Origin of the sequence: Vibrio sp. K4, from assembly GCF_051122595.1 — a bacterium.
GTDB classification, from domain to species: Bacteria; Pseudomonadota; Gammaproteobacteria; order Enterobacterales; family Vibrionaceae; genus Vibrio; species Vibrio owensii.
Window position 1 is genome coordinate 1,113,741 of sequence record NZ_CP178578.1, and the last position, 24,379, is coordinate 1,138,119.

Genomic DNA, 24,379 nt, shown 5'->3' on the forward strand with positions numbered 1-24,379 from the left:
CTAAAATTAGAAGGTAAGTGTCGCAATGGCTGTATCGCAACATTCACATGATTTCGTTTCTCACAACCAAAAGGGTGAAAAACGCACGCTCTACGTATTGATTCTAACCGTGACCACTATGGTGGTAGAGATTGCTGCCGGAACTATGTTTGGCTCAATGGCATTGCTCGCAGATGGTTGGCACATGGGCACACACGCAGCGGCATTTTGTATTACGCTCTTTGCTTACCGCTACGCGAAACAAAACGCGCACAATGACCGCTTCTCATTTGGTACGGGCAAGGTGAGTGTACTCGGCGGTTTTACCAGTGCGATTGCGTTGGGGATTGTGGCATTGATGATGATGGTCGAGTCGATTCACCGTCTCTTTAATCCAGAAAGCATCCAATTCAATGAGGCAATCATGGTCGCGGTGATTGGTCTCGTGGTTAACCTTGCAAGCATGCTACTTCTGCAAGATCACCATCATCATGGGCATGACCATCACGATCACCACTCTCACGATCATGAGCACGAGCATCATCACGACCACAACTTAACCGCTGCGTATTTTCACGTGTTGGCGGATACGTTGACGTCTTTGCTGGCGATCGTGGCGCTGATTGTCGGTAAGTTTTACGGTTGGGTTTGGTTAGATGCCATGATGGGTATTGTCGGTGCTGTTGTGATTGGTAAATGGACCTTGGGCTTAATGAAGCAAACGGCGCCTGTGTTACTGGACGAGAGCATCAACAAGTCTTACCGAGATGAGATTACAGAAACACTCACGCCTTACGCCGAGATCGTTGATTTACACATCTGGAAAGTGAGTGGTCACCATTACTCTGCGGCAATCGCACTGAAAAATCATAGCGACAAAACGCTGGATGAATTTAAGCAATTATTGAGTAAATTTGATAAGATTCATCACCTGACTTTGGAAGTTCAAACGACTGACTGATGCGCGAATTAGAAAAGCTGAATCAAACGCTTACCGAGTTCTATGACAAAATGTCTTCTTGGGAGCAATCTGTAGTAAAAGAAACGGGTTATTCACTGGCTCAAACTCACACCATCGAAGTGTTGGGTGGGCACGGTGCAATGCGTATGAAAGAGTTGGCCGAGAAACTCGGTATCACCACGGGTACGCTGACGGTTCAAATTGAGAAGCTGGTAAAAGCAGAGCTTATTGAGCGTTGCCCGCACCCAGAAGATCGTCGCGCAATTGTTGTGAAGCTCACACCAGCGGGTGAAGAGATTCACCGTCATCACAATCAACTGCATTTGGATTTGGTTCAAGACTTAACGCGCAATATCGACCCCGAGCATCAAGCGATTTTGTTCGCCTGTTTAGGGAAGATGAATCGAGAATTTTGATTGGTTTTTTAAACCCTAAATAGCAAAAAAGTAGAGCACCGAAATGCTCTACTTTTTTATTATAAGCTCGATAGAATTTGTTCTATTGGCAATTGTGTAAACGCGTAAGTGACGCCAACACAGAATGCAGCGCCAGTAATGCCCATGGCGACTGTCGTTGCGAGTAGCAGAAGGGTAATCTTAGGCATTAGAGATTAAACTCCTTCTTAAAGGTTGGGTAAATGACACCATTAGCCTCTTGGTACGCTTTAAAGCCATACCCAAACGTTAGTGCTGCCATCACAATGGCAAATGCCGCAATGTTTCTTCCTTTCATCCTTAAACTCTCAACTGTTTGTATTGAACAAAGGTAATAAACACTCTGCCAATAGTTTATCTATTGCTTATTAAATTCGGTTCTTCAATTACTGAGTAAAACACACGAACAGTACCCATGCTGTTGTTAGCACAAGTAGTGGTGTGAACACCTTTTGAATTGAAGCACCATCGGTTAGGTCATAAATCACGATCGATTCTTTATAGAACGCGCGTTTGAATGAACCAAAGCTGATTTCATTTTTAACGTCAGATTGCTCGTAGTGCTTGCGAGCTGAGTCTGTCATTTGAGACTCTAGATCTTGCATCTCGTATTCTTTGTTAAAAAACGCATCCCACGCCGAAATACGTGCAATAGCTTTTGGCGAACGATTGCCTTTCAGTTTTTCTAGACGCTTAGCGTATGCAGCTTGATATTTATCCACGATGAATTCCTACATGAATAGACTGTAATGCAGAACACAGCTTTAAATGCTCTGCGCAGTGGTTGTAAAAATTAGAAAATGGGAATCAAAAGGAAATTTTTACATCAGTAGGAAAGTTGCAGATGAGGAAGTACGGCATTTGATTGTTAAAGAGCGTAAGGAATGTCATCCCTTGTGCTGCGGATAATATGGGCTGCTTTTGGATGCGACAAACAAAAATAATTAGTGAAAACAACAAGCAATCTTTGTTGCGAGATTGTCCATTCTGGGCATGGTAGGCTGCCTGAATTGGAGAAATGCTAAGTGTAGCAAGGGCTTAAGCGGTGTTTCTCGATGAGAGATTTTTAAGCACTTATGATAAATAAACTTCACAACTGCTAATTATAAATACATCAGAAAGCGATATTCTTTTTCTCGTTGGAGTGCTTAATAAAGATTGAGAGTTTGATTTTCTCATGCAATCCGCCGCAGTCTTTACTCCTTCTTTTCACTCAATCCGAATATATTTCCCCCCTCCATGGTGATATTTGGATTGAGTGTCTTTTTTTCTCAATGAGGGATGAAATAAGGAATAAGTAGCATAAAAATATGGAACAGCAGCAATTTAGTGCAATAAAGCAAAAACTGAATTCTTTGACGTTATCGCAATTGAATGAGGTTTATCAGTTGGTTCAGAATGCAACCAAACAGGAAGTGACAGTGCGTTTGAGTGAAGAAGAACGCCAATTCATCCATCGACTGTTCGCCGAAGAGAGAACCGCGTCCTCCTATTCTTAGGGTATCCATTTACCTAAGTCTCTAACCCTTTCGAAGGCTGCACTTTTACCAAACAGCCTTGTCAAAAGCCGTTACTGACTTTTAGCTTTGACGATTAGGTTAGCCAATTGAGCAAACCCAAAACCGCCATTTTCGTCAGTCAAAAAGCTAGGTTGATGATTCAGTTTCGCCAATAAAGGGCGAATGTTGTTTACGCCAAAGGTCGTTGGCAGCCATTCAAACATGCCTTCATCATTCAATGAATCTCCCACATAAGTGATGCGCTCCAAACTCGGTAGCTCACCATTATTGAACTGCCTAATGTACGCTTCACCGCTAGTACGCTTACTGTGATTACCGACCCAAGCATTGATGTGAATCGAACTCAATGTGGCGTTAACGGGGTGAGACTCCACATTCAAATTAACGATGCGATTAAGAATCTCCATTGTCGTGGAAGGGGAAACTGGCGCTCTATCTTGTGCTATGTTCACCGCAACGTCACAGTAGCGAAAACTCTGATCTTGGCTGAACTCGACATCAGGATACTCTGCCAAAATGCCTGCAATGCTTTCTTGTAATGCGCGTTGCTCTTTGCGCATCGCTTCGGCTGGGCGAGCGAAGGTGGTATTGAATCCTGTCGCGTCTTTTCTCATCCAAAACGCGCCATTTTCACCAATCACACCATGCAGTGACCACATCTTTGCCATTTGGTCACACCAACCAGCACATGCACCTGTTACTGCGACCACTTTTACGCCCACACGCTCTAACTCTGCTAGCGCAATTAATGTCTCTGGTGGCAGTTTGCCTTGCCAAGTCAACGTGTCGTCCACGTCGGTCAGCAGCCACTCGATCTGTTTCAGGCTCTCCACATTGAGCTCTGATAACGGGTTAGGCATTCACCACTCCTTGCTTGTTTACTTTAGGATTGATTGCTTGGGTATTGTCACTGACGTCTTGCAGTGACACCGCTGGAGCCAGTGTACACTCGATGCGCTTTTCTGTGTTGGCATCAAATAGATGAACATGCTTTGGTTTGATATCCAGACCAAGCTTGTCGCCAATTTGAATCGGCGTATGCCCCTCAACACGAACAACCAGCTTTTGTGAGTCACCACCTTCTGTGCGGCAGTAAAGCAACAAGTCAGCACCGAGCGATTCAATCAATTCGACTTCTACCTGCAACCATGGGTTATCTTGGCTGATTTGTAAATGCTCTGGACGAAGACCTAGCTTAACTTCACCTAGATCTAAGTTTGTTGTGGATGTAGGAAGCAGTGCATCGCCAATCGTAATGCCGTCAGCGCTAACATTGCCATCTAAGATGTTCATGGATGGTGAGCCAATAAAGGTCGCCACGAACAGAGAAGCAGGGTTGTCGTATATCTCTAGCGGTGTGCCGACTTGTTCGACATTGCCTTTGTTCAATACGACAAGTTTGTCTGCCAGCGTCATTGCTTCCACTTGGTCGTGGGTAACGTAAACTGACGTAGTGCCGAGGCGACGTTGCAGCTTCTTTATTTCCAAGCGCATTTGAACACGCAGTTTGGCGTCTAGGTTAGACAGTGGCTCATCAAACAAGAACACCTTTGGTTCACGCACAATTGCACGCCCCATCGCGACACGCTGACGTTGCCCACCAGAGAGCTGCCCCGGTTTGCGGTCGAGTAGGTGATCCAATTCCAGCATCTTTGCTGCTTCGTGAACCAATCGTTCGATTTCCGCTTTCGGTGTTTTTCGGTTGCGCAGACCATAAGCCATGTTGTTGTACACCGTCATGTGCGGGTACAAGGCGTAATTCTGGAATACCATGGCAATGTCGCGCTCACCCGGTTCGAGGTCGTTGACGACTGTGGTGTCGATCTTGAGCTCACCAGAGCTGATTTCTTCTAGGCCCGCAATCATGCGAAGTAGGGTGGATTTACCACAGCCACTTGGGCCAACCAATACGACCATTTCGCCGTCGCAGATATCAAGATTGAGTTTTTGGATCGCCTGATAGCCGTTCGGATAACATTTAGCGATATTTGAAAGAGTTAACGTGGACATTTATTTCTCCGAATCTACCAGACCTTTAACAAAGGCTTTTTGCATTGCAATTACCACAATCACGGGTGGCAACATGGCGATAATGGTGGTGGCCATAATTTTGTTCCATTCCACAACTCCATCAACTACTCCAAGCATTTGTTTAATGCCCATCACGATGGTGTAGTACTGCACATCAGTGGTGATCAGCAGTGGCCATAAATATTGGTTCCAGCCGTAGATGAAAGTGATGACGAACAGTGCAGCGATGTTGGTACGCGACAGAGGCAACAAGATATCGAAGAAGAACTTGATTGGGCCTGCGCCATCAATTCGTGCTGCTTCCACTAACTCATTCGGTACCGTTAAGAAAAACTGACGGAACAAGAAAGTGGCGGTCGCACTGGCGATCAGCGGAATGGTTAAGCCGTAAAATGAGTTGAGCATGTTGAGGTTCGTAATCACCTCAAACGTCGGCATGATGCGAACTTCAACGGGTAACATCAGCGTGAAGAAAATCATCCAGAACGCCAGCATTCGTCCCGGAAAACGGAAGAACACCACTGCATACGCTGACATGATGGAAATGCTCAACTTACCGATGGTAATGCACATCGCCATGATGAAAGAGTTCAGCAGCATGCTGCCAATCGGCAAAGTATTGTTGTTGTATTGAGTGTCGTTACTCAACAAGTCAGTAAATACGCTAAAACCCAAATCTCCAAACCAAAGTGGAGTGCCAGTAGCGAATGCGCTGTTCTCATGGGTAGTTGCTACGATTGCAATCCAAACCGGAAGCGCAATCGAAATGATGCCAAGAATCAAAATGACATGGCAAAACAGATTAAAAAACGGTCTTCTTTCTACCATCAGTACGCCACCTTCTTCTCAACATACTTAAATTGAATCACAGTCAGGGAAGCAACCAAGATCATCAGGATCACGGACTGTGCGGCCGATGAACCTAAATCCAGCCCGATAAAGCCATCGTTGTAGACTTTGTAAACCAAGGTCGAGGTGCTGTTACTTGGACCGCCTTGTGTCATCGCGTGGATGATGGCGAACGTATCAAAGAACGCATAAACAAAGTTCACGACCAACAAGAAAAAGCTGGTTGGTGAAATCAGTGGGAAACTAATGGTGATAAAGCGTTTGATCGGACCGCTACCATCAATGGCTGCGGCTTCGTGCAAAGACTTCGGTACGGATTGCAGCGCTGCTAAGAAGAACAGGAAGTTGTAGCTGATTTGCTTCCACGTTGAGGTGATGATCACCATCCACATTGCATGGGTCCCGTTGAGCGTTGGGTTCCAGTCTACGCCAAACAGGTTCAACAGTTCGGTCATCACACCGATGGTTGGATCGAATAAAAATAGCCATAACGAACCTGCGACAACCGGAGCGACCGCATAAGGCCAAATCAAGAAGGTGCGATACATGGTCGCGCCACGGATGATTTGTTCGGCGAAAGCGGAAAGAACCAGTGCGCTGACCAACGCGAGCACCGCAACGCTGATGCTAAATTGCAGCGTGGTCATTAACGAATCTAGGTAAAGGGGATCATGGATGAGCTTTTCAAAGTTCTCCAACCCCACAAACTCACGGCTCATGCCGAAAGCATCTTCAAGTTGAGAAGATTGGAAAATGGCTTGTCCTGCCGGCCAGATGAAGAACACCAAGGTGATCACCAACTGAGGTGCGATCAACGCAACCGGAAGCCATTTGTGTTTAAAAACAACAGGTGAGGACATACAAATACCAAAGTAAAACAGGCAAGGTGTGTGAACGAATTCCCCACCCAAGATGGGCGGGGAGAGTGCGTATCTGAGCGGTGATTCGAATAAGACTCAGCGCACCATTGTTCGTTATTAATGTTCGTTACTTCTGTGTGCGCTCAAAGCGACGTAGCTGCTCGTCACCACGACGAACTGCATTGTTTAGCGCAGCTTGTGCCGTTGCTTTGCCTGCCCACACTGCTTCTAGCTCTTCATTGATGATGTCGCGTGTTTGTAGGAAGTTACCAAAGCGAATGCCTTTCGAGTTTTCTGTAGGCTCGGTTGACGTCATTTGTAGAACCGCTGTATCTGTGCCTGGGTTCTTAGCGTAGAAGCCTTGCTCTTTCGTTAGCTCGTAAGCCGCTTTAGTGATTGGTAGGTAACCTGTGAACTGGTGCCAATCTGCTTGAACTTCTGCACTAGAAAGGTAAGAGAAGAACTTCGCTACGCCTTTGTATTCCTCGCTTGAGTGACCGCGAAGTACCCAAAGTGATGCACCACCGATGATGGTGTTTTGTGGCTTAGCGACGATCTCTGAATCGTAAGGCAGTTGCGCTACGCCAATATCAACGTCTTTCATGTTCTCTTTAATGCCAGCCAGACCTGCCGACGAACCCATAGTCATTGCACACTCTTGGGTGTAGAACAGTGGCATACCATCAGATTGGCGACCGCCGTACTTAAAGATGCCTTCTTTCGACCATTTGCCCATTTGATCAATGTGACGAACAAACGCCGAATCATTGAACTTAAACTCAGTGTCTAAGCCAGCAAAGCCGTTGTTGTTATTGGCAACAGGAATATTGTTACGCGCACCGAAGTTTTCGATTTGCGTCCATGATTGCCACGTTGTGCTGAAACCACACTTCGCACCAGATGCCAGCAGCTTACGAGAAACTTCTTCCATCTCTTTCCATGTCTTTGGTGGGTTTTCTACGCCAGCTTTTGCGAACATGTCTTTGTTATAGTAAAGCACTGGCGTTGAGCTGTTAAATGGCAGGGAAAGCATGTTGCCTTCTTTGGTGGTGTAGTAACCCGTTACGGCTGCAAGGTAATCATCAGGGTTGAACGACTCTTTGGTGTCTTCCATCAATTGATAAACAGGATAAATCGCTTTGTCTGCGCCCATCATGGTCGCCGTACCCACTTCGAATACTTGTACAATCGCTGGCTGTTCTTTTGCTCGGAACGCCGCGATAGCACTGGTCATCGTTTCTGCGTAGCTGCCTTTGTAAACCGGTTTGATCTCGTATTCTGATTGGCTTGCGTTAAAGTCTGCCGCAATTTCATTAACCTTGTTACCTAGTGCGCCGCCCATTGCGTGCCACCACTCAACCTCTGTTTTTGCTTGTGCTTGCGTGCTGATGAATGCCGCTGCAACTGCAAGTCCGGCGAGGTGTTTAATAGCCATAATGATTCCTTTTCATTGGATGATTTGAACAGGTGTTTCCTTGCGAATGTTCATTTTGATTATGAATCCGCTCCAAAAAATTCAAATGAACATTAAATGAGCCAAATGACGTTCTAGTTACAAAAAAATGAACTTATTTGAACATTACTTTCGTCACTATTTTGTAATCAAAGCGTCATTGAGGGTTGAGATAGTTCATTTGAAAAAAAATGAAAAAGACGGAATGAAAAATGAAAATAACAGCACACCGCGGCTTATCCAGTTTGGCTCCAGAAAACACTTTATCGGCAATACAACGCGCCATTGAATTTGGTTGCGAATGGATTGAAATCGACGTTCAACTTAGTGCGGACAACATTCCTGTTGTCATCCATGACAAAACGGTCAACCGCTGCACGAATGGTCGAGGTAAAGTCAAAGATCTGACTTGGCAAGAACTGAGATTACTCGACGCAGGCTTGTGGTTCGGTGATGACTTCGCAGGCGAACCTATCCCTAGTTTAGAAGAGACGCTTGAGCTCACTTCAAGAGCGGATGTGAAGCTCAATATTGAATTGAAGGTTTACTCTGGTGACGAAATCGACCTGTTGTGCGAAAAGGTGGCGCAGGTGATCGAGCATTTGGGTGTAGAAGCGGACGCGATTCTGTTTTCTAGCTTTAACACAGAAGCATTAATGATGATGAAAAACTACCTGCCAGAAGTGAGAAGAGGTCAGCTATGGCAAGAGATTCCAGATGATTCTGCTGTCGTGCTACAACACATCGATGCATACAGTGTGCATTGTGATTACCGTTTCCTGACCGAATTGCAAGCTCAGAAGATCAAGCAGTATGGTTATCAACTCTTCTGCTATACACCAAACTTTCCTCAATTAGTTGAAGCACATTGGCATTGGGGCGTGGATATGATGATTACAGATACGCCTCAACGTTATAAAGTTAAAGTGCCTTCAGCCATACGAGAACCCGCACTGAATGAATAATTTAAACGTCCGTCAACAAAACATCATTGAACTGGTTCATCAGCAAGAATATTGCTCGATAGAAGAACTTGCCCAACGTTTCGAAGTCACGACGCAAACCATTCGTCGCGACATCAATGAACTTTGTCGACTCGGACTCACCCGACGCCATCATGGTGGTGTCGGGCTACCTGCCACTCTGAGCAATCGCAGCTATGCCTCTCGCCAAGTCACCAATCAACAGGAAAAGCAGATCATCGCCGATGAAGTGGTCAAAGCTATCCCAAACGGCACGACTCTGTTTCTAGGTATTGGTACTACGATTGCTTTGGTTGCTGAACGTCTAGCCAATCACAGTGAGTTACGTGTGGTGACCAATAACTTCGAAGCGGCGCATATTCTTTCTCACTTTGAGAACATCGAAACTTGGATTCCGGGTGGTCGTATTAGAACTAACGATCGCGACGTGGTGGATGGTTTGGCAGAGCAGTTTTACGGCCAGTTTTCCGCTGACATCGGAATTATTGGTTGTGCAGGTATCACCGAAATCGCGCAGCCTCATTCAGAGATGGTCAATTTTGGTCGCACTGAAGTTGATTCTCAGTTGTTCGCGATGGAACATGAGTTGCGAGAAGCCAAGGTGAGCCAAGCAATATTAGCCAATTCCGAACAAAAGTGGCTGGTGGCGAACAAAAGTAAATGGCAGCGAAGAGCCAACACTAAGGTGGCGCCACTCAATTATTTCGACCGAGTTTTCAGTAACTGATCTTTTATTCGCCTTGTTTGTCTAACTCGTAGGAAAATCCGTTATTGATTCGACCTGCGTGATGCTTTTTCATCGCGATTCGCTATGCTTAGATGATTGAAAATAAAGAGGTCCTGCCATGTTTGTATCGGATAAAACCAAAGTAAGAAACTTGCTTGTTGCGACACGTTTTGGTGTCTCTGCCTCTGAAATGCCAACCATTATTGGGGTGAAGCAAGATAAAGCGCTCAAGCTGATTAATGAGCTGAAGCAAGAAGGGGAAGACATCCATTCATTAGGGGAAGGGAACAACCCAGAAGAGTTGGTGCTGTATTCGATTGGTGAAATAGAGCCTTAATTGAGCCAACAAGAACAACAAAAAAGCCGCCCATCGTTGGCGGCTTTTTAGATCCTTCATTCAAACTAGTCGTGAATCGGCACAACCAGAATATCTACCGGAGACTTGTTGATCAGATGTCTCGAGTAAGAAATGATCTTGCTCCAGAAGTCTTGGTGGTGGCCACAAATAAGCAGATCAACTTCTTGCTCTTTAATGGTCACTTCCAGTTTGTCCGCCAAGTCACCCGTGCCAACGAAGAAGTGCTTCAATGGCTGCTCCATGTAATCGCTAAAGGACTTCAAGCACTCCATTGAATGTTCATTCAACGGTCTTTGGTCTGGGTTTGCTTTAATATCGACAAGCTCACGATAAATTTCGCCATGAGTACCATCGATATGAATAAAAGAAATCTCGGCACCGAGATAACTCGCCATAGATACCGCTCGATCAATCAACACAGTACTCTCATCAGACAGTTCCAGTGCGACTAGGATATGTTTGTATTTCATAACCACGCCCTCTTGTGGAATACACTACCAATAGCATAGTACGCCTTTAACAAAAAATGTGTTGATAAGATCCCGAAATCGCTCAAAGTTTTGGCAAATTATCACCAGCCTAAGAGCGAGAGGAAGCAGAGGAGAGGACGAAAAAAGAGCCGGTACTAGTACCAGCTCAATTCAATCTCTAATGGCATGTCACAGCGTATTCTTTCTCCACACATCTCATCGGATGCGTTGAGGTGAACCAGTTTTGCAGAGGAGTATCCTTCTCCTCGAAAGTGGTCTCTTGCCTCGCAGAGGCTGGCAAATTTGAGCGGGCTTTTGTGCTCGTTCAATATCAGTGACTTTGTATGGTTTTCTACATTGTAAGCGAGGTAGATACCACCCTCGACCGATTCAATCAAAAGATTCATAGCCGTTTCCCATTGGTGTTTTCACTCTTTGGCTATTACGGCGAGCAATGGATTTTAGTTCACTTCTGGTGCTCGATTGCTGCCAACAAAAACTCAGTCACTTCTTGCACGTGCTCCGTAATCTCAGCTTGCGTTGGCTTTTCCATTCCCATTAAAACGCCAGAGCGAATAGACAGTAGCATACCTGTCCAAAGGCGAATCTGTGTTTCTGGTTCCTTAATATCGAAACGATCTTGGAAGAACTGAGTGAGCTTAGCATCGGTATCGTCCGGACCGACTTCGCGGAAGATCGTCGTGATCTCAGGCGCTTTGGCACTTTCTGCAATCAACAAGCGGAAGGTCGCCAAGTGCTCATCAGAAAGGTGGAAAGAAACAAAGTGTTCACCAAATGAGTTCAACGCTTCTCGCAGATCATCCTTTTGTAGGTGAGTAATGAAACCACCATCCATGTCTTCACCTATCTGGCGCAATGTTGCTTCAAATAGCGCTGCTTTAGATGGGAAGTAGCGATACACGGTTTGCTTTGTCATGCCTGCTTGGGCGGAGATTTTATCCATGTTCGCTAACACATATCCCTCGGACAAAAAGTTCTCTTTCGCGGCTTCCAAAATAGCTCGGCGTTTCTTCTCTCGGTTTTGCTCGATCTTGCTCATGCTCAGATTCTCTTGATTTGATAATCATACTATACGGTATGATTTTTATTGACACAACTCCAAAACTATAAAATCATACTAGCCAGTATGATTTATTTCTTGAGGAGAAAGACGATGACGACGGCATTAATGAATAACTTAAACGCCAAAGGGGCTAGCTTTGCCGGGGTGATGATCACCTTGGTTGGTGCGTTGCTAATGAGCCTAGACCCAATTTTTATTCGCTTCTCGGGCGTGAGTGGTGTGGATACCGCATTTCTATTTGGCTTGTTTACGGCGATTTCGATGCCGATATTTATCCAACTTCGCGATGAGCGCGGTCTGGTTCGAGCGGTGAAAGAGAGCGGCTGGCATGTCTTGTTATCTGGCTTATTGATGCTCGGCAGTGCTGCTGGTTTGGTGATGAGCATTAAGCTAACTACGGTTGCGAATACCTTTGTGATTCTAAGCGCAGCACCAGCTTTGGCTGCATTGTTTAGCTGGTGGTTTTTGGGTGAAGTGACCCAGCGTTCGACGTGGATTGCGATTGTTGCTGTGATGGTGGGTATTGCGATTGTGGTCTCTGGTTCTTTTAAATCGGGTAACTGGATTGGCGATGGCTTAGCAGTGTTTGCTGTGGTGTGTTTGTCGCTCAACCAGGTGCAACTGCGTAAGCATCAGCACGTAAGTCGCATGGCTAGTGTTGGCTTTGGTGGACTGTTCTTAGCGATGGCCATGCTGTTTTGGGCAACGCCTTCAACTTACAGCGCGAACACTTGGTTGATTATGGGTTTGATGGGGCTGTTTACTGCGCCGTTTGGGCGTGTGCTTTCACAAGTCGCGACCCGTTACATCACGGCACCAGAAGTTGGCATGATTCTGATGATTGAAACCGTGCTAGCACCACTTTGGGCATTAATCTTCTTTGATGAAATTCCTGCAATGGCAAGCATTCTTGGCGGTTCAATCATCTTGGTCACCATTTCCATTTACGCTTTTTCAGCGATGAAGTCAGAACAGAAATAGAGGTTGATATGAACACAATTCAAACCCCACAACTTGAGTTTATTGGACAAATTCGTACGCCATATACTGATGTTTCTCAGTGCCCAAATAACATTCAGCCACAAGATGGACCTGTGTGTGAAATTGAAATTAAATCTCAGTATTACCAAGGGCTCGTAGGGCTTGAAGTTGGGCAGAAAATACTGGTTCTGTATTGGCTTTCTGGTGCGAACCGCCAACCTGAAATGATGCAAGGAAAGAACGGCACATTTGCTTTACGTTCGCCGCACAGACCAAACCCTATTGGCGCAGCGGTCTTACCGATTGAGTCTATCGACGAGGGAACAATTAAAGTGCGTGGTTTGGACTGCTTGGATGGCACGCCTTTGGTTGATATCAAACCTGCGATTTACTTTGAAGCATAATCCTAGGTATGTGGCTCTGTAAGTCAGGGCATCAAAACGAACTCTCGGCCTGAAAGCGGCTTGTGACAGAAGTCGCTTGCTTTTTATACAAGAAAACCTTTAGACTTTGCGCATCACTTCTTTAGGAGATTACGCCAACATGAACAACTAAACCTGTCATCCAACTCTCATTTTATTTTTTGGATTTACAGGGTTAGTAGGCGTAGCTCACTTTCCGATATTTCTTTGCAGTTACCATTTTTCTGTTTGGAAGCGCTTCTATGGGCGCGTGTATTTGCATCGATCTCATCTCTAGATTTATATCAAGCTACGGCTGTTGTCCCTGTTATACAGGAGGCAAATTATGCCAGTCTTACAGGCTTACAATATCAGTCATCAATTTGGTAATGGCGAAACGCTGTTTCAGCAAATCTCATGTTCTATGACCAAACGTCGTGTTGGGTTAGTCGGACGCAACGGTGTCGGAAAATCGGTGTTTGCATCGATACTCAGCGGTGAGCAAACCTCAACTAGCGGTACAGTAACCTTACCAAGGTCCTTTGCGGTGTATCCTCAGCAACCATCTCACTTGTTGGCGGGAGAGCTGTCGATTGCTCAGTTTTTAGCAAAGGACAAAGTGCTAAGTGCGCTCAAGCAGTTCGAGATGGGTGATTGCTCTGAGCATCTGTTTGAGGTGGTGGGGGATCAATGGGATTTGCCCATCCAACTTGCTAAGCAGTTAGAAACCATGGGTTTACCGCCACAGCCAGACTTTCCTTGCTCGCAATTGAGTGGCGGACAGTTAGCGCGTTTGCAACTGTGGCAGTTGTTCGACAGCGAAGTGGAATTGCTGATCCTTGATGAACCGTCGAACCATCTTGATACACATGCCAAGCAGTGGTTGATTGATTCGATGCGCAATTTCTCAGGCGCGATTCTGCTCATCAGTCATGACAGAGAGTTACTTCGCGAGATGGAGGAAATCTGGGAGCTATCCGGTTTAGGTTTGCAAGTGTTTGGCGGTAATTACGACGTGTATGCGGAGCAAAAGCGCACCGAACTGCAAGCGGTAGAGCGTCAATTAGCTGCTGTCGATAAACAAAAAAAGCAATTGGAAGAACAAGCTCAGCGCAATCGGGAGAAAGCAGAACAAAGAGCGGCTCAAGGTAACAAGCTGAGAAAGGATGGCAGTCAGCCGAAAATCTTACTGGATGGTATGAAAGACAAAGCCACAGCCCGAGCCGCCAGTCGTAATAAAAACGAGCAACTTCGCCAAGCGCACCTGCAGGAGAAAGAGCAAAGCTTGCGAGTGCGCAAAGAGCAAATCAAAGGGCAAAAACTGTATTTGGCAGACAGTCAAAGTCGCTCGCGAAAAGTCGTGTCGCTTTTAGGAGGCGTGTTGCCATTTGGGTCGGCTCAGCCCATCACTGCGCAAGTTCATGCGGATGATAAATTGCATTTGTTGGGCAAAAACGGATGCGGTAAATCGACCTTACTGAAAACCCTCTTGGGGGAATTCTCATTGCAAAGTGGTGAGCTACAAATCAATACGCCGCTTTATTATCTCGACCAACACTTTGGTGCGATACAGCCTGAACTCTCCATGTTGGAAAACCTAATGCAACATTGTGAGGGGATGAAAGAAAGCGATGCCAGAACATTACTAGCAGGCATTGGCTTTCGCCGAGACAGTGTCTTTCGTTTGGGCCGTGTATTGAGTGGCGGCGAGAAAATGAAACTTGCGATGCTGATTGTCAGTCATCAACCAACGCAGCCTTTGTTGCTCTTGGATGAGCCAGATAATCACCTCGATTTGGATTCGAAAATCATGCTTGCTCAGGCACTAAGCGCGTATCGAGGTGGCTTTATTCTTATCAGCCATGACCAAGATTTTGCCGCGGAGTCGGGTGTGTCTCGAAGCATTGAACTGAGCTAGCAAGCTCTTGTTTATAACTCCACATTGTGGGGGATCACCGAAGCCAAGCAGCTAGTTTGGCTTTGGTGACTTTAAAACCTTTACCAAACAATTTTCTCAAAGCAATTAGAATCCTTACTTCGATATGGGTAAGATGCTTGATGCATTACACAAAACAAAAACAGAAAAGGAAGTCTATGAAAAAGAAAACCTTAGCACTGGTGACCGCGTTTGCGATGACGGGCGTATTACCGGGAGCTTATGCCGAAGACTCAACACAGGAGTTGGTGGAACACGTACACAAAATGGCGGTGAAGTATCCAACGACAAAGAAAGTCGATGTGGTGGATGAGTATTTTGGTACCAAAGTCAGTGACCCATACCGCTGGTTAGAAGACGACCGCAGTAAAGAAACCGCTGACTGGGTCAAAGCGCAGAACCAAGTGACGTTCGATTACTTGGCGCAAATTCCTTATCGTCACCAGATTGAAGAACGCTTAACTCAGTTGATGGATTACGAGAAGTTAGGGCGACCATTCAAAGAAGGTAAATACACCTATTTCTACAAGAACGACGGTTTGCAAAATCAAGATGTGCTTTATCGTCAACTTGACGGTAGCAGGCCTGAAGTCTTCCTCGACCCGAATACCTTTAGCGAAGATGGCACGACCTCATTGGCGAATGTGAGCTTCACCAAAGATGGTTCTTTAGTCGCTTACAGCATTTCAGAAGGCGGTAGCGATTGGCGCAAAGTGATTGTGCTTGATGCAGAAACCAAAAAGCCTGTCGGTGAGACGCTAGTGGATATTAAGTTCAGCGGCGTGAATTGGCTGGGGAACAAAGGTTTCTACTACTCAAGTTACGACAAGCCAGAAGGCAGCGAGCTTTCGGCAAAAACCGACCAACACAAGCTTTACTATCACAAGCTAGGCACTAAACAGAGTGAAGACAAGCTGATCTTCGGCGGTACAGAGGAAGAGAAGCACCGATACGTTCGTGGTTACACTTCGGACGACCAACGTTACCTGTTTGTTTCGGCAAGCACTTCAACGTCTGGCAATAAGCTGTTCTTCAAAGATTTGACCAAGCCAGATAGTCCGCTGCAAACCATTTTGGATGACACCAATTCTGATACTTGGGTGATTGATAGCAAAGGCACCAAGCTGTATTTGGTCACTAACTTAGATGCTCCAAACAAACGAGTGGTGACGGTAGATGCGAGCAACCCTGAGCCGAAGAATTGGAAAGATTTAATACCTGAAACTGAAAATGTGCTTAGCCCATCCACCGCGGGCGGTTACCTATTCGCAAGCTACATTGTTGATGCCCTTTCTATGGTCAAACAATACGACATGGACGGTAAGTTCATTCGTGAAATCAAGCTGCCAGACATTGGCAGTGCTTACGGCTTTTGGGGTAAGAAAGAAGACGCGGAAGTCTACTACTCTTTCACCAACTACAAGACGCCAAGCACGACCTATCGCCTAGACATCAAAGAGGGCGACAGCGAGGTTTACCACAAATCGAACGCACCATTCGATCCGGCACAATTTGAATCTCGTCAGGTGTTCTACAAATCGAAAGATGGCACCAAGATTCCAATGATCATCACCTACAAAAAAGGCACGCCGATGGACGGCAGTGCGCCAACGATTTTGTATGGTTATGGTGGTTTCAATATCAGCCTGACGCCTTACTTCAGCCCAAGCCGAGCTGCATGGTTGGAAATGGGTGGTATCTATGCTGTCGCAAACATCCGTGGTGGTGGTGAGTACGGTAAAGAGTGGCACAACGCCGGCACCAAATTAGAGAAGCAAAACTCGTTTGATGACTTTATTGCCGGAGCGGAGTTCCTTATCGATAAAGACTACACCTCGTCAGAAAAGCTCGCGATTAACGGTGGCTCGAACGGCGGCTTGCTTGTTGGTGCGGTGATGACGCAACGCCCAGAGCTGTTCAAAGTGGCACTGCCAGCAGTGGGTGTATTGGATATGCTTCGCTACCACACCTTTACAGCAGGAGCTGGCTGGGCTTATGACTACGGTACAGCAGAACAAAGTAAAGAGATGTTTGATTACCTCAAAGGATACTCGCCAGTTCATAACGTAAAAGCCGGCGTTAAATACCCGGCAACCATGGTGACAACGGGTGACCACGATGACCGTGTGGTCCCTGCGCACTCGTACAAATTTGCGGCTGAGCTACAGTCTAAACAAGCGGGTACAAACCCAACTTTGATTCGAATCGAAACCAATGCAGGTCACGGTGCAGGCACACCGACTAGTAAGGTTATCGAGAAAACTGCCGATGTTTACAGTTTTACTTTGTTCAATATGGGCGTTGAAAAGCTGTAAGCGAGAGGGGAGATTAACTGAAGAGCTTAAGCTCATTTACATTGGAATTAAAACGCAGTCTTCGGGCTGCGTTTTTTATGTGAATACAAGGGATAAAGTAAGAGTGACAGTTCTCACATTCCTCATTATTTCTCTGTAGGGTATTAAACGGTACTTTTACAAAAGGGATAATAACATTATTTCAATATAAAATGCTCCACAACTGTAAAGTATAAATATGAAATAGGAAAATTAAATAGATATAAAAAACTTCTGTATCTCACGTATTTACTAGCTATTATCAATAGTGATTCTTTTTTGTTAACTTATAGAAACAAAGAAAGATTTCACATGAAGAAGTGATGTTAAAAACAACTTATTATTTGTTTTGTCAATGCTTGTTTATTTCTAGTTCCATTGTTTTCTTATTATTTTTTCTTTTACCAAAGTTTAGGTTATAACTCATATAACCATAGGTGATTGAACTTTCTATACCATTTCTCTTAATTTACGCACAGCGTCAATCCTTTAGCCATCATTAGAATCGCATTTAGAAATATTATCCTCCAAAGCTTGCTTCTGAACGTTTGCTGTTTGTGATGACTCGATGACGCAAAACAATTAATTATCATGAGAATGGACAAAATCCTATGAATTTGGTGAAACCATCTGTTGTTGTAATGGCAGCAGTAATCCAGTTTGCGTCCCCCGTTTTTGCTGAGACAAATTCAGATGAACAATTACAAGATATGTCGGATCCTCTTGCGGTTTATACCCAAGCAGGTTTTGGTATTACGGACAAAGGAGCAAACATCAAAATAGGCCAAACTTATAAAGCGTCACAACCGGGCACGATGGCAATGAACGTTATCGAAGTCAAAGGTATTGGTGGCGAACTGTTTGGCATTCGAGACGAAGATGATCCGTTGTACAGCAAAGTGGATGACAGTATTGATTCCTTCCGTCTGCGTAATTTCCAAGTTGAAGTGGCGAAAGGATTGGGACGTCAGCTTGATGTGAACTACGACGTGGATGCTGACAAGTTAGATGCGTCGTACAGCTTCATCAAGGCCTTGCCTAAGCTTGGTGTCGTCCAGCTTTACCCACTAGCAGGTGCAGGTGTAACGATCGCCAACGATTTCAGTGGTGAAGACAACGGCTACGAGATTCCGGGGACGTTTACTGTGGTTGGTATGTATTCGAAAATCGATATTACCGACAAAATTTGGATCAACTACAACCCGATGTATATGCACACCTTGTCGGGCTCAAGTGATTATAAAGACGCGTATTATGCAGGTGAGGATAATATCTTAACGCATGAATTTGCGATTTCTTACCAAATAACACCACGCTCAAATATTCGTTACTTCGCTAACTGGAATGAGCAAGTCGACTTTGGCGATGGTGATCACCGCATCGAATATAACTACCAATTCTAATAATTATATTTATATCTCAGGAATAAACGAGTGGGCGTATTTTTATAAGCTCACTTTTTCCTAAGTAGGTCTATTATGAAAGTCCAAAATAAAGCAGTATTACTCTCTCTACTTATTACGACTACCTTACTCTCTGGGTGTAATACTGATGAGGCGAAAACACTAGATAAGGCAGTCCCATCAGTCGAAACGCTCACTCTCACTAAAACACCAATCACCCCTTACCATACCTTTATCGGCAGAACCGAAGCTGTCAATGATGTTGATATTATGCCGAGAGTGGGAGGAGAGTTGACCGCGATTCATTTCAAAGATGGAGATATGGTTGAAAAAGGTCAGCTTCTATTTGAAATCGATTCGAGACCCTACGAAGCTGCACTTTCCTATGCCGAAGCATCAATAGAAAAGGCCCACGCTAACTTGCTTCAAGCTAACCGAAATGCACAGCGAGCTCAAAAGTTGATCAAAGACAAGAGCATCAGTGAGCAGCAGTTTGATGAGGCGATTACAGATAAAGCAACGGCTAGTGCAGAGGTGGAAGAGGCAAAAGCGACTCTGGTTTCAGCTAAGCTTGATTTGGAATTCTCGTCAGTTCGTGCTCCATTCTCTGGTCGTGTGGGATTCAGTAACTTTCGCGTTGGCGACCGCATCTCAAAAATACAACTTGTTCCACTCGTTTCGATTACCCAAATTGATCCGATTCGCTTTGGTTTTGATGTGGATGAAAAACTCTATCGACGTGTAAGAAATGCAATTGATGTGGCACGAAGCCACGACGAAAAGCTCAATGTTGATGTAACGCTTTCTTTATCCGACGGCAAAACATATCCGCATAAAGGAAAGATCTATGCACTTGGGAATAAGATCGATTTAGAAACAGGCTCAATTCAGGCTGAGGCTCAGTTTGACAATCCAACTTACTCACTTATGCCGGGTGAATACGGAAATTTGACGATCAAACTCCGTAACAAAACGATTGATGGGTTGCTAGTTCCGTCATCAGCGATTCAACAAGATCAAGCTGGTAGCTACGTTATGGTGGTTGCTGATGATCATGTTGTCTCACGTCGCAATATCGAGTTGGGTCAAGTTTATGGTGTGAACCATGCTGTCCTATCAGGCCTGTCTGAAAATGAAAAAGTCATTGTGAACGGTCTACAAAAAGTGCGTCCAGGTAGCACTGTGAATGATATTGAGCGACAGGGTTAGCCACGATGTTAAGTAAATTTTTCATTCACCGCCCAAAGTTCGCTTTGGTCATTTCATTGGCGATGACCTTGATGGGGATGATCGCTTTAAATGTGTTGCCGATTTCTGAGTATCCCCAAATATCACCGACAGTAATTTCAATAACAACCATGTATCCGGGTGCAAATGCGGATGTGGTTAAAAAGACGGTAGCTCAACCTATCGAAGCCAAAGTCAATGGTGTTGAAGACATGATTTATATGTCATCCGTCATAGGTAACGATGGTTCATACACGCTGAAGGTTTACTTTCGGGTAGGTGCTGACGGTGATATGGCACAGGTTCGAGTGAACAACTTAGTTGCCCAAGCGACCTCCTCTTTACCTCAAGAAGTAAACCAAATCGGTGTAACGGTGAAAAAGAAGTCGTCGGACATGCTTGGCGTTATTACTCTTCGTTCACCAAATCAATCATTCGATAGCATTTACCTTTCCAACTATGCAGATTTAAACGTAGTTGAACGTTTGAAGCGTATTGAAGGTATGAGTGATATTACCTTACTGGGTAAAAAAGATTACTCCATGCGAGTTTGGTTAGATCCTAACAAGCTAGCGACCTTGAAGCTTTCTGCCAGTGACGTCATCACAGCAATCAAAACACAAAACATACAAGTTGCCGCAGGTAAGGTTGGCGGAATGCCTGCTCCGGGAGATCAGCAGTATCAATATGTTTTGCAGACAAAAGGTAGACTGACGACTGCCGCTGAGTTTGAAAACATTGTGATTCGAGCAAGTGAAAAGGGGACTTTAATCCGCCTTAAAGATGTCGCTCGTGTGGAAGTTGGCGCTCAAGGGTATGAGGCTGATGGCCGTATGAATAACGCCCCTGCAGCAGTACTTGCGCTGTACCAATTGCCTACAGCGAATGCGTTGGCAGTCATGGAAGAAGTCAAGCAGGCAATGAAAGAGTACGAAAAGACGTTTCCTGATGATCTTGTTTACGATATTGCTTACGACTCTACCGAGTATGTAGAAACGTCCATCGATGAAGTGTATGAGACCCTCGTTATTGCGGTTCTTTTAGTTACGCTAGTCGTGTATGTGTTTCTCCAAAATTGGCGTGCAACGGTCATACCCACGTTAGCAATTCCAGTGTCGATCATTGCTACTTTTGCGGTAATGGCTCTCATGGGGATGACGATAAATACGATATCCCTATTTGGACTGATATTGGCAATTGGTATCGTCGTCGATGATGCCATTATCGTGGTAGAAAACGTTGAGCGTGTAATGCATGAGGAGCACCTTGATCCTGTGCCTGCGACTATTCAAGCGATGAAAGAGGTGACGGGACCTGTACTGGCAACCACACTTATTTTACTTGCTGTATTTGTACCTGTTGCACTACTACCAGGTATTTCTGGGCGCATGTTTAACCAGTTCGCAGTGACGATTTGTGTCTCGGTTCTTATCTCAGCAGTCAATGCGTTATCACTTACCCCTGCATTATGTGCTCTGATGCTCAAGTCAACGCATGAGCAGCCTATCGCACCTTTACGTGCTTTCAACCGCGGTTTTGATGCCATCACCCGTAAATATCAAGGCTTAGTTGGTTTTTTGAGCCGTCGTCTTGTTCTCAGTCTTGGAGTCTATGGAGCGTTAATCGGTGCGCTTGCCTACGGATTTATGAATGTCCCGTCGTCGTTTGTTCCAAATGAAGACAAAGGTGTGTTTATGGTTGAGATGAGGTTACCTGATGCTGCCGCATTGCAACGCACCGCTCCTTTAATGAAAAAATATGTCGATGAGCTTAAACAGATGGATGGCGTGGAGAATGTTGTCTCGGTGGCAGGCTTTTCTGTCATCAATATGGCCGCTATCCCAAACTCCGGCATGTTAATTATTAAACTGGATAATTGGGATGAGCGACAAGATCCTGCGTTGCATCAACGTGCTCTGATGGCAAAAGTGAATCAGTTGCTGAATTCTACGCCAGATGCAGCCTCGTTTGTATTTGCGACTCCTGCAATTAAAGGGATGGGAGCGGTCGATGGCTTCAATCTTGTTTTGCAAGATAACTTGGGTCGCTCTCCGAAGGAGTTGGCAAGAACTACCGCAGAGTTTGTAGCAAAGATAAACCAACTGCCGCAGGTTGCACGAGCGTTTTCCATTTTCCGCGCAAACATCCCACAGCGTTACATCAACATTGATCGTGATAAAGCAATCTCAATGGGAGTGCCATTGAATGAGATATTTACAACGCTTCAAGCCGAGTTAGGCGGTGCGTATATCTCGGACTTCAATTTATTTGGTCGTTCTTACCAAGTAAAGGTTCAAGCAGAGGAGCAGTTCCGAGACAACGTTGATGACATTAGCCATCTGTATGTTCGCTCTAGTTCTGGAAAGATGGTGTCTTTGGCAACGTTAGTAAAAGTAGAGCCGATCTTTGGCCCGGATACTCTATCAAATTACAACATGTTTGGTTCGGCAACAGTGAATGGCGCTCCTGCTCCAGGTTACAGTTCTGGTGATGTCGTTAACGCGATAGAGGAGCTAGCACAAACCAGTTTGCCGAGCGGCTATTCTTACGAATGGTCAGGCATGACTTATCAAGAGCAAAAGGCAGGCAACCTTGCGCCTATTGCTTTTGCTCTATCCCTCTTATTTACCTACCTATTCCTTGTTGCTCAATATGAAAGTTGGACGATTCCTGCTGCGGTAATGATGGCAGTACCCGTAGCCATTCTGGGAGCAATGGGAACGCTAGTCATGGTTGGTCAGTCTTTCGATCTCTATGTACAGATAGGTGTTGTTATCTTGATCGGGATGTCGGCAAAAGTCGCCATTCTCATTGTGGAATTCGCCAAAGTGCTTCGAGAAGAGAAAGGGCTATCGATTATTGATGCGGCAAAAGAAGCAGCTCGAATTCGTTTCCGAGCGGTTCAAATGACAGCATTTGCATTCATTTGGGGTGTTTTCCCGTTAGTGATTGCGTCTGGTGCAGGCGCAGCTTCACGTCACTCATTAGGTTTCGCTGTCTTCGGTGGCATGATCCTTTCAACCTTTGTCGGCACATTATTGACTCCAGTTTTCTTCGTGATGATGCAGTCATTGCGTGAACGATTTAAGCGTAATGTTCCAACTAAAACGGAGGAACCTAGCGCGTAAATTCTAATTGCTCCTCCCCATGCTGCTGCAATGACAAGAGTCTTTGTTGAGATAAAACCAAATTGTCAGCATGGGTTTTCTTTTAAATATACTTATAGGTTTTAGTATGAAAAATCTTACCAAAATCGTTGCTGTGGGGTCCCTCATCTCGTGTGCAGCAGCGCAAGCAGGAGGTCTGTACTTGTACGAGACTTCCACCACAGACATTGGTTTAGCGTCTGCGGGTATGGCGGCAAGAGCGCAGGATGCCTCGGTCATGGCGGCGAACCCTGCGGGTTTGTCTAACGTGGCGGGTCAGTCATTTTCGGGTCACTTGATCAGCTTGTATGGCGACACAACGCTGGACACCTTTGGTGGCGGTGACGCAGGGAACATCATTGGTTACGTGCCGCTTGGTTCTGCGTTTTATAGCCAACAAGTGAACGATAAGTGGACGCTTGGTATTGGTATGTACGGCAACTACGGCTTGGGTCTGGAATACGACAAGCTGTTCAACTTTATTGATATTCCTAATGCAATTACTCAGGCCGTGACGGTTCAACCTTCTGCTTCATACCGTATTAACGATCAATGGTCTGTAGGTGCTGCATTGGGCATCCATTACGGCATTTTAGATATGGATGTCAAAGTTGATGGTACGGCAATCGCTGGTGGCATTGAAGATACAGATACTCAAGTCAATGGCCGCGTTGGTGTGTTGTATGAGTTGAATTCAGGTACTCGTTTAGGTCTGTCTTACTCGAATGAAACTGAGTTCGAATTCGATGATAAAGACTTCTCGACCAGTGCCGTTGCGCCTCAGCAGTTGGTATTCAGTGCATACCATGAGCTCAACGACAAACTGGCGGTGATGGGTAACTTGAACTGGCAAGATTGGAGCGCTTACCAAACGCTGATGGATGTAGAAACACAAGACACCTATCAGATTGCTTTGGGTACACAGTACAAGGTTAATAGCAAAGTGATGTGGAATGCAGGTTTCGCCTTTGACTCAAGCATGTACACAGACCAATCCAACGGTGACCTGACTATCCCAACTGGCAACGCATACCGTCTAGGTACGGGCATTGATTACAAGATTGATGAAGCAAGCACGGTGTCAGTTGCCTTTGAAGCGACCTTAATTGAATCGTCTGAAGTGAAAGGCCCAACAGGTAACACGATTGCAAGCTTTGATGATCCAGCGTTGTACTTCCTGAGCATCGGCTATAGCTGGAAAAACCAATAATCCGGCGTTAACGCAATCACTAGATTAGCGATA

General features: G+C 45.4%; 25 protein-coding genes. 14 read left to right on the plus strand and 11 right to left on the minus strand.

Features of this window, described 5'->3' with window-relative positions; genetic code table 11:
• Positions 1-25 precede the first annotated feature (25 nt).
• Together dmeF and ACLIIY_RS22640 are read left to right on the plus strand one after the other, a co-directional pair.
• Positions 26-940 (plus strand): CDF family Co(II)/Ni(II) efflux transporter DmeF, encoded by a 915-nt coding sequence (gene dmeF / locus ACLIIY_RS22635; RefSeq protein ID WP_039840380.1) that lies wholly within the window; start codon positions 26-28, stop codon positions 938-940.
• Positions 940-1,356 carry a MarR family winged helix-turn-helix transcriptional regulator gene (locus tag ACLIIY_RS22640; protein ID WP_434529462.1) on the plus strand — a complete coding sequence of 139 codons (417 nt, stop codon included), beginning with the start codon at positions 940-942 and terminating at the stop codon, positions 1,354-1,356. Before dmeF ends, ACLIIY_RS22640 begins: the two co-directional genes overlap by 1 nt.
• Positions 1,357-1,415: 59 nt before the next feature.
• Here the strand turns inward: ACLIIY_RS22640 and ACLIIY_RS22645 are convergent, their stop codons facing one another.
• The 3 genes from ACLIIY_RS22645 to ACLIIY_RS22655 all read right to left on the minus strand — a co-directional run bounded on the left by ACLIIY_RS22645 (position 1,416) and on the right by ACLIIY_RS22655 (position 2,096).
• Positions 1,416-1,544, minus strand: a complete 129-nt coding sequence (locus tag ACLIIY_RS22645; RefSeq protein WP_009706253.1) for a hypothetical protein — start codon at positions 1,542-1,544, stop codon at positions 1,416-1,418.
• Entirely contained in the window at positions 1,544-1,672 is a 129-nt protein-coding gene (locus tag ACLIIY_RS22650) for a hypothetical protein (RefSeq protein WP_009706252.1), read from the minus strand. Before ACLIIY_RS22650 ends, ACLIIY_RS22645 begins: the two co-directional genes overlap by 1 nt.
• Positions 1,673-1,760: 88 nt before the next feature.
• Positions 1,761-2,096, minus strand: a complete 336-nt coding sequence (locus tag ACLIIY_RS22655) for a hypothetical protein (protein WP_005439068.1) — start codon at positions 2,094-2,096, stop codon at positions 1,761-1,763.
• Between the two features lie 588 nt (positions 2,097-2,684).
• Between ACLIIY_RS22655 and ACLIIY_RS22660 the strand changes: the two genes are divergently transcribed.
• A complete protein-coding gene (locus ACLIIY_RS22660; RefSeq protein ID WP_009706250.1) occupies positions 2,685-2,873 on the plus strand; it encodes a hypothetical protein in 189 nt (62 codons plus the stop codon).
• A gap of 71 nt (positions 2,874-2,944) precedes the next feature.
• On the opposite strand, the gene ACLIIY_RS22665 is transcribed toward ACLIIY_RS22660, so the two are convergent.
• The 5 genes from ACLIIY_RS22665 to ugpB form a co-directional block, all read right to left on the minus strand.
• Complete coding sequence (locus tag ACLIIY_RS22665; RefSeq protein ID WP_409584465.1) at positions 2,945-3,754, minus strand: HAD-IIB family hydrolase; 810 nt, start codon at positions 3,752-3,754, stop codon at positions 2,945-2,947.
• Positions 3,747-4,904 (minus strand): sn-glycerol-3-phosphate import ATP-binding protein UgpC, encoded by a 1,158-nt coding sequence (locus ACLIIY_RS22670; protein ID WP_434529463.1) that lies wholly within the window; start codon positions 4,902-4,904, stop codon positions 3,747-3,749. Before ACLIIY_RS22670 ends, ACLIIY_RS22665 begins: the two co-directional genes overlap by 8 nt.
• Complete coding sequence (gene ugpE / locus ACLIIY_RS22675; protein WP_005439065.1) at positions 4,905-5,753, minus strand: sn-glycerol-3-phosphate ABC transporter permease UgpE; 849 nt, start codon at positions 5,751-5,753, stop codon at positions 4,905-4,907.
• Positions 5,753-6,634 carry a sn-glycerol-3-phosphate ABC transporter permease UgpA gene (ugpA, locus tag ACLIIY_RS22680; protein WP_038865173.1) on the minus strand — a complete coding sequence of 294 codons (882 nt, stop codon included), beginning with the start codon at positions 6,632-6,634 and terminating at the stop codon, positions 5,753-5,755. Before ugpA ends, ugpE begins: the two co-directional genes overlap by 1 nt.
• 127 nt (positions 6,635-6,761) lie before the next feature.
• The gene (gene ugpB / locus ACLIIY_RS22685; protein WP_434529464.1) at positions 6,762-8,069 is read right to left on the minus strand and encodes a sn-glycerol-3-phosphate ABC transporter substrate-binding protein UgpB; all 1,308 of its coding nucleotides are present in this window, start codon (positions 8,067-8,069) and stop codon (positions 6,762-6,764) included.
• A gap of 230 nt (positions 8,070-8,299) precedes the next feature.
• Between ugpB and ACLIIY_RS22690 the strand changes: the two genes are divergently transcribed.
• The 3 genes from ACLIIY_RS22690 to ACLIIY_RS22700 all read left to right on the plus strand — a co-directional run bounded on the left by ACLIIY_RS22690 (position 8,300) and on the right by ACLIIY_RS22700 (position 10,134).
• On the plus strand, positions 8,300-9,052 hold the full coding sequence (locus ACLIIY_RS22690; protein WP_434529465.1) for a glycerophosphoryl diester phosphodiesterase: 753 nt from the start codon (positions 8,300-8,302) through the stop codon (positions 9,050-9,052).
• Complete coding sequence (locus ACLIIY_RS22695; protein WP_434529466.1) at positions 9,045-9,797, plus strand: DeoR/GlpR family DNA-binding transcription regulator; 753 nt, start codon at positions 9,045-9,047, stop codon at positions 9,795-9,797. The genes ACLIIY_RS22690 and ACLIIY_RS22695 overlap by 8 nt, the downstream gene beginning before the upstream one ends.
• 118 nt (positions 9,798-9,915) lie before the next feature.
• Complete coding sequence (locus tag ACLIIY_RS22700; RefSeq protein ID WP_434529467.1) at positions 9,916-10,134, plus strand: hypothetical protein; 219 nt, start codon at positions 9,916-9,918, stop codon at positions 10,132-10,134.
• A gap of 65 nt (positions 10,135-10,199) precedes the next feature.
• Here the strand turns inward: ACLIIY_RS22700 and ACLIIY_RS22705 are convergent, their stop codons facing one another.
• The 3 genes from ACLIIY_RS22705 to ACLIIY_RS22715 form a co-directional block, all read right to left on the minus strand.
• Complete coding sequence (locus ACLIIY_RS22705; RefSeq protein ID WP_009706243.1) at positions 10,200-10,625, minus strand: universal stress protein; 426 nt, start codon at positions 10,623-10,625, stop codon at positions 10,200-10,202.
• A gap of 155 nt (positions 10,626-10,780) precedes the next feature.
• Positions 10,781-11,032, minus strand: coding sequence for a DUF6482 family protein (locus ACLIIY_RS22710; protein WP_033005935.1), 252 nt, complete (start codon positions 11,030-11,032; stop codon positions 10,781-10,783).
• A gap of 59 nt (positions 11,033-11,091) precedes the next feature.
• The gene (locus tag ACLIIY_RS22715) at positions 11,092-11,685 is read right to left on the minus strand and encodes a TetR/AcrR family transcriptional regulator (protein ID WP_434529468.1); all 594 of its coding nucleotides are present in this window, start codon (positions 11,683-11,685) and stop codon (positions 11,092-11,094) included.
• A gap of 114 nt (positions 11,686-11,799) precedes the next feature.
• On the opposite strand from ACLIIY_RS22715, the gene ACLIIY_RS22720 reads away from it, so the two are divergent.
• The 8 genes from ACLIIY_RS22720 (at position 11,800) to ACLIIY_RS22755 (ending at position 24,346) form a co-directional block, all read left to right on the plus strand.
• Positions 11,800-12,690 (plus strand): DMT family transporter, encoded by an 891-nt coding sequence (locus ACLIIY_RS22720; protein WP_434529469.1) that lies wholly within the window; start codon positions 11,800-11,802, stop codon positions 12,688-12,690.
• An 8-nt stretch (positions 12,691-12,698) separates the two neighbouring features.
• On the plus strand, positions 12,699-13,094 hold the full coding sequence (tsaA, locus tag ACLIIY_RS22725; protein WP_434529470.1) for a tRNA (N6-threonylcarbamoyladenosine(37)-N6)-methyltransferase TrmO: 396 nt from the start codon (positions 12,699-12,701) through the stop codon (positions 13,092-13,094).
• A gap of 343 nt (positions 13,095-13,437) precedes the next feature.
• On the plus strand, positions 13,438-15,009 hold the full coding sequence (locus ACLIIY_RS22730) for an ABC-F family ATP-binding cassette domain-containing protein (protein WP_434529471.1): 1,572 nt from the start codon (positions 13,438-13,440) through the stop codon (positions 15,007-15,009).
• Positions 15,010-15,185: 176 nt separating this feature from the next.
• The gene (locus ACLIIY_RS22735; protein WP_434529472.1) at positions 15,186-17,342 is read left to right on the plus strand and encodes a prolyl oligopeptidase family serine peptidase; all 2,157 of its coding nucleotides are present in this window, start codon (positions 15,186-15,188) and stop codon (positions 17,340-17,342) included.
• A gap of 629 nt (positions 17,343-17,971) precedes the next feature.
• Positions 17,972-18,763, plus strand: coding sequence for a hypothetical protein (locus ACLIIY_RS22740; RefSeq protein WP_039974848.1), 792 nt, complete (start codon positions 17,972-17,974; stop codon positions 18,761-18,763).
• Positions 18,764-18,838: 75 nt separating this feature from the next.
• Complete coding sequence (locus tag ACLIIY_RS22745; protein WP_434529473.1) at positions 18,839-19,972, plus strand: efflux RND transporter periplasmic adaptor subunit; 1,134 nt, start codon at positions 18,839-18,841, stop codon at positions 19,970-19,972.
• 5 nt (positions 19,973-19,977) lie between these two features.
• Positions 19,978-23,118, plus strand: coding sequence for an efflux RND transporter permease subunit (locus ACLIIY_RS22750; protein WP_434529474.1), 3,141 nt, complete (start codon positions 19,978-19,980; stop codon positions 23,116-23,118).
• Positions 23,119-23,224: 106 nt separating this feature from the next.
• Complete coding sequence (locus ACLIIY_RS22755) at positions 23,225-24,346, plus strand: OmpP1/FadL family transporter (protein WP_171370026.1); 1,122 nt, start codon at positions 23,225-23,227, stop codon at positions 24,344-24,346.
• The last annotated feature ends 33 nt before the right edge of the window (positions 24,347-24,379 follow it).

Coding starts and splice junctions, on each gene's coding strand:
- dmeF (WP_039840380.1), top strand. CDS start 26: ATGGCTGTATCGCAACATTCACATGATTTCGTTTCTCACAACCAAAAG.
- ACLIIY_RS22640 (WP_434529462.1), top strand. CDS start 940: ATGCGCGAATTAGAAAAGCTGAATCAAACGCTTACCGAGTTCTATGAC.
- ACLIIY_RS22645 (WP_009706253.1), bottom strand. CDS start 1,544: ATGCCTAAGATTACCCTTCTGCTACTCGCAACGACAGTCGCCATGGGC.
- ACLIIY_RS22650 (WP_009706252.1), bottom strand. CDS start 1,672: ATGAAAGGAAGAAACATTGCGGCATTTGCCATTGTGATGGCAGCACTA.
- ACLIIY_RS22660 (WP_009706250.1), top strand. CDS start 2,685: ATGGAACAGCAGCAATTTAGTGCAATAAAGCAAAAACTGAATTCTTTG.
- ACLIIY_RS22665 (WP_409584465.1), bottom strand. CDS start 3,754: ATGCCTAACCCGTTATCAGAGCTCAATGTGGAGAGCCTGAAACAGATC.
- ACLIIY_RS22670 (WP_434529463.1), bottom strand. CDS start 4,904: ATGTCCACGTTAACTCTTTCAAATATCGCTAAATGTTATCCGAACGGC.
- ugpE (WP_005439065.1), bottom strand. CDS start 5,753: ATGGTAGAAAGAAGACCGTTTTTTAATCTGTTTTGCCATGTCATTTTG.
- ugpA (WP_038865173.1), bottom strand. CDS start 6,634: ATGTCCTCACCTGTTGTTTTTAAACACAAATGGCTTCCGGTTGCGTTG.
- ugpB (WP_434529464.1), bottom strand. CDS start 8,069: ATGGCTATTAAACACCTCGCCGGACTTGCAGTTGCAGCGGCATTCATC.
- ACLIIY_RS22690 (WP_434529465.1), top strand. CDS start 8,300: ATGAAAATAACAGCACACCGCGGCTTATCCAGTTTGGCTCCAGAAAAC.
- ACLIIY_RS22695 (WP_434529466.1), top strand. CDS start 9,045: ATGAATAATTTAAACGTCCGTCAACAAAACATCATTGAACTGGTTCAT.
- ACLIIY_RS22700 (WP_434529467.1), top strand. CDS start 9,916: ATGTTTGTATCGGATAAAACCAAAGTAAGAAACTTGCTTGTTGCGACA.
- ACLIIY_RS22705 (WP_009706243.1), bottom strand. CDS start 10,625: ATGAAATACAAACATATCCTAGTCGCACTGGAACTGTCTGATGAGAGT.
- ACLIIY_RS22710 (WP_033005935.1), bottom strand. CDS start 11,032: ATGAATCTTTTGATTGAATCGGTCGAGGGTGGTATCTACCTCGCTTAC.
- ACLIIY_RS22715 (WP_434529468.1), bottom strand. CDS start 11,685: ATGAGCAAGATCGAGCAAAACCGAGAGAAGAAACGCCGAGCTATTTTG.
- ACLIIY_RS22720 (WP_434529469.1), top strand. CDS start 11,800: ATGACGACGGCATTAATGAATAACTTAAACGCCAAAGGGGCTAGCTTT.
- tsaA (WP_434529470.1), top strand. CDS start 12,699: ATGAACACAATTCAAACCCCACAACTTGAGTTTATTGGACAAATTCGT.
- ACLIIY_RS22730 (WP_434529471.1), top strand. CDS start 13,438: ATGCCAGTCTTACAGGCTTACAATATCAGTCATCAATTTGGTAATGGC.
- ACLIIY_RS22735 (WP_434529472.1), top strand. CDS start 15,186: ATGAAAAAGAAAACCTTAGCACTGGTGACCGCGTTTGCGATGACGGGC.
- ACLIIY_RS22740 (WP_039974848.1), top strand. CDS start 17,972: ATGAATTTGGTGAAACCATCTGTTGTTGTAATGGCAGCAGTAATCCAG.
- ACLIIY_RS22745 (WP_434529473.1), top strand. CDS start 18,839: ATGAAAGTCCAAAATAAAGCAGTATTACTCTCTCTACTTATTACGACT.
- ACLIIY_RS22750 (WP_434529474.1), top strand. CDS start 19,978: ATGTTAAGTAAATTTTTCATTCACCGCCCAAAGTTCGCTTTGGTCATT.
- ACLIIY_RS22755 (WP_171370026.1), top strand. CDS start 23,225: ATGAAAAATCTTACCAAAATCGTTGCTGTGGGGTCCCTCATCTCGTGT.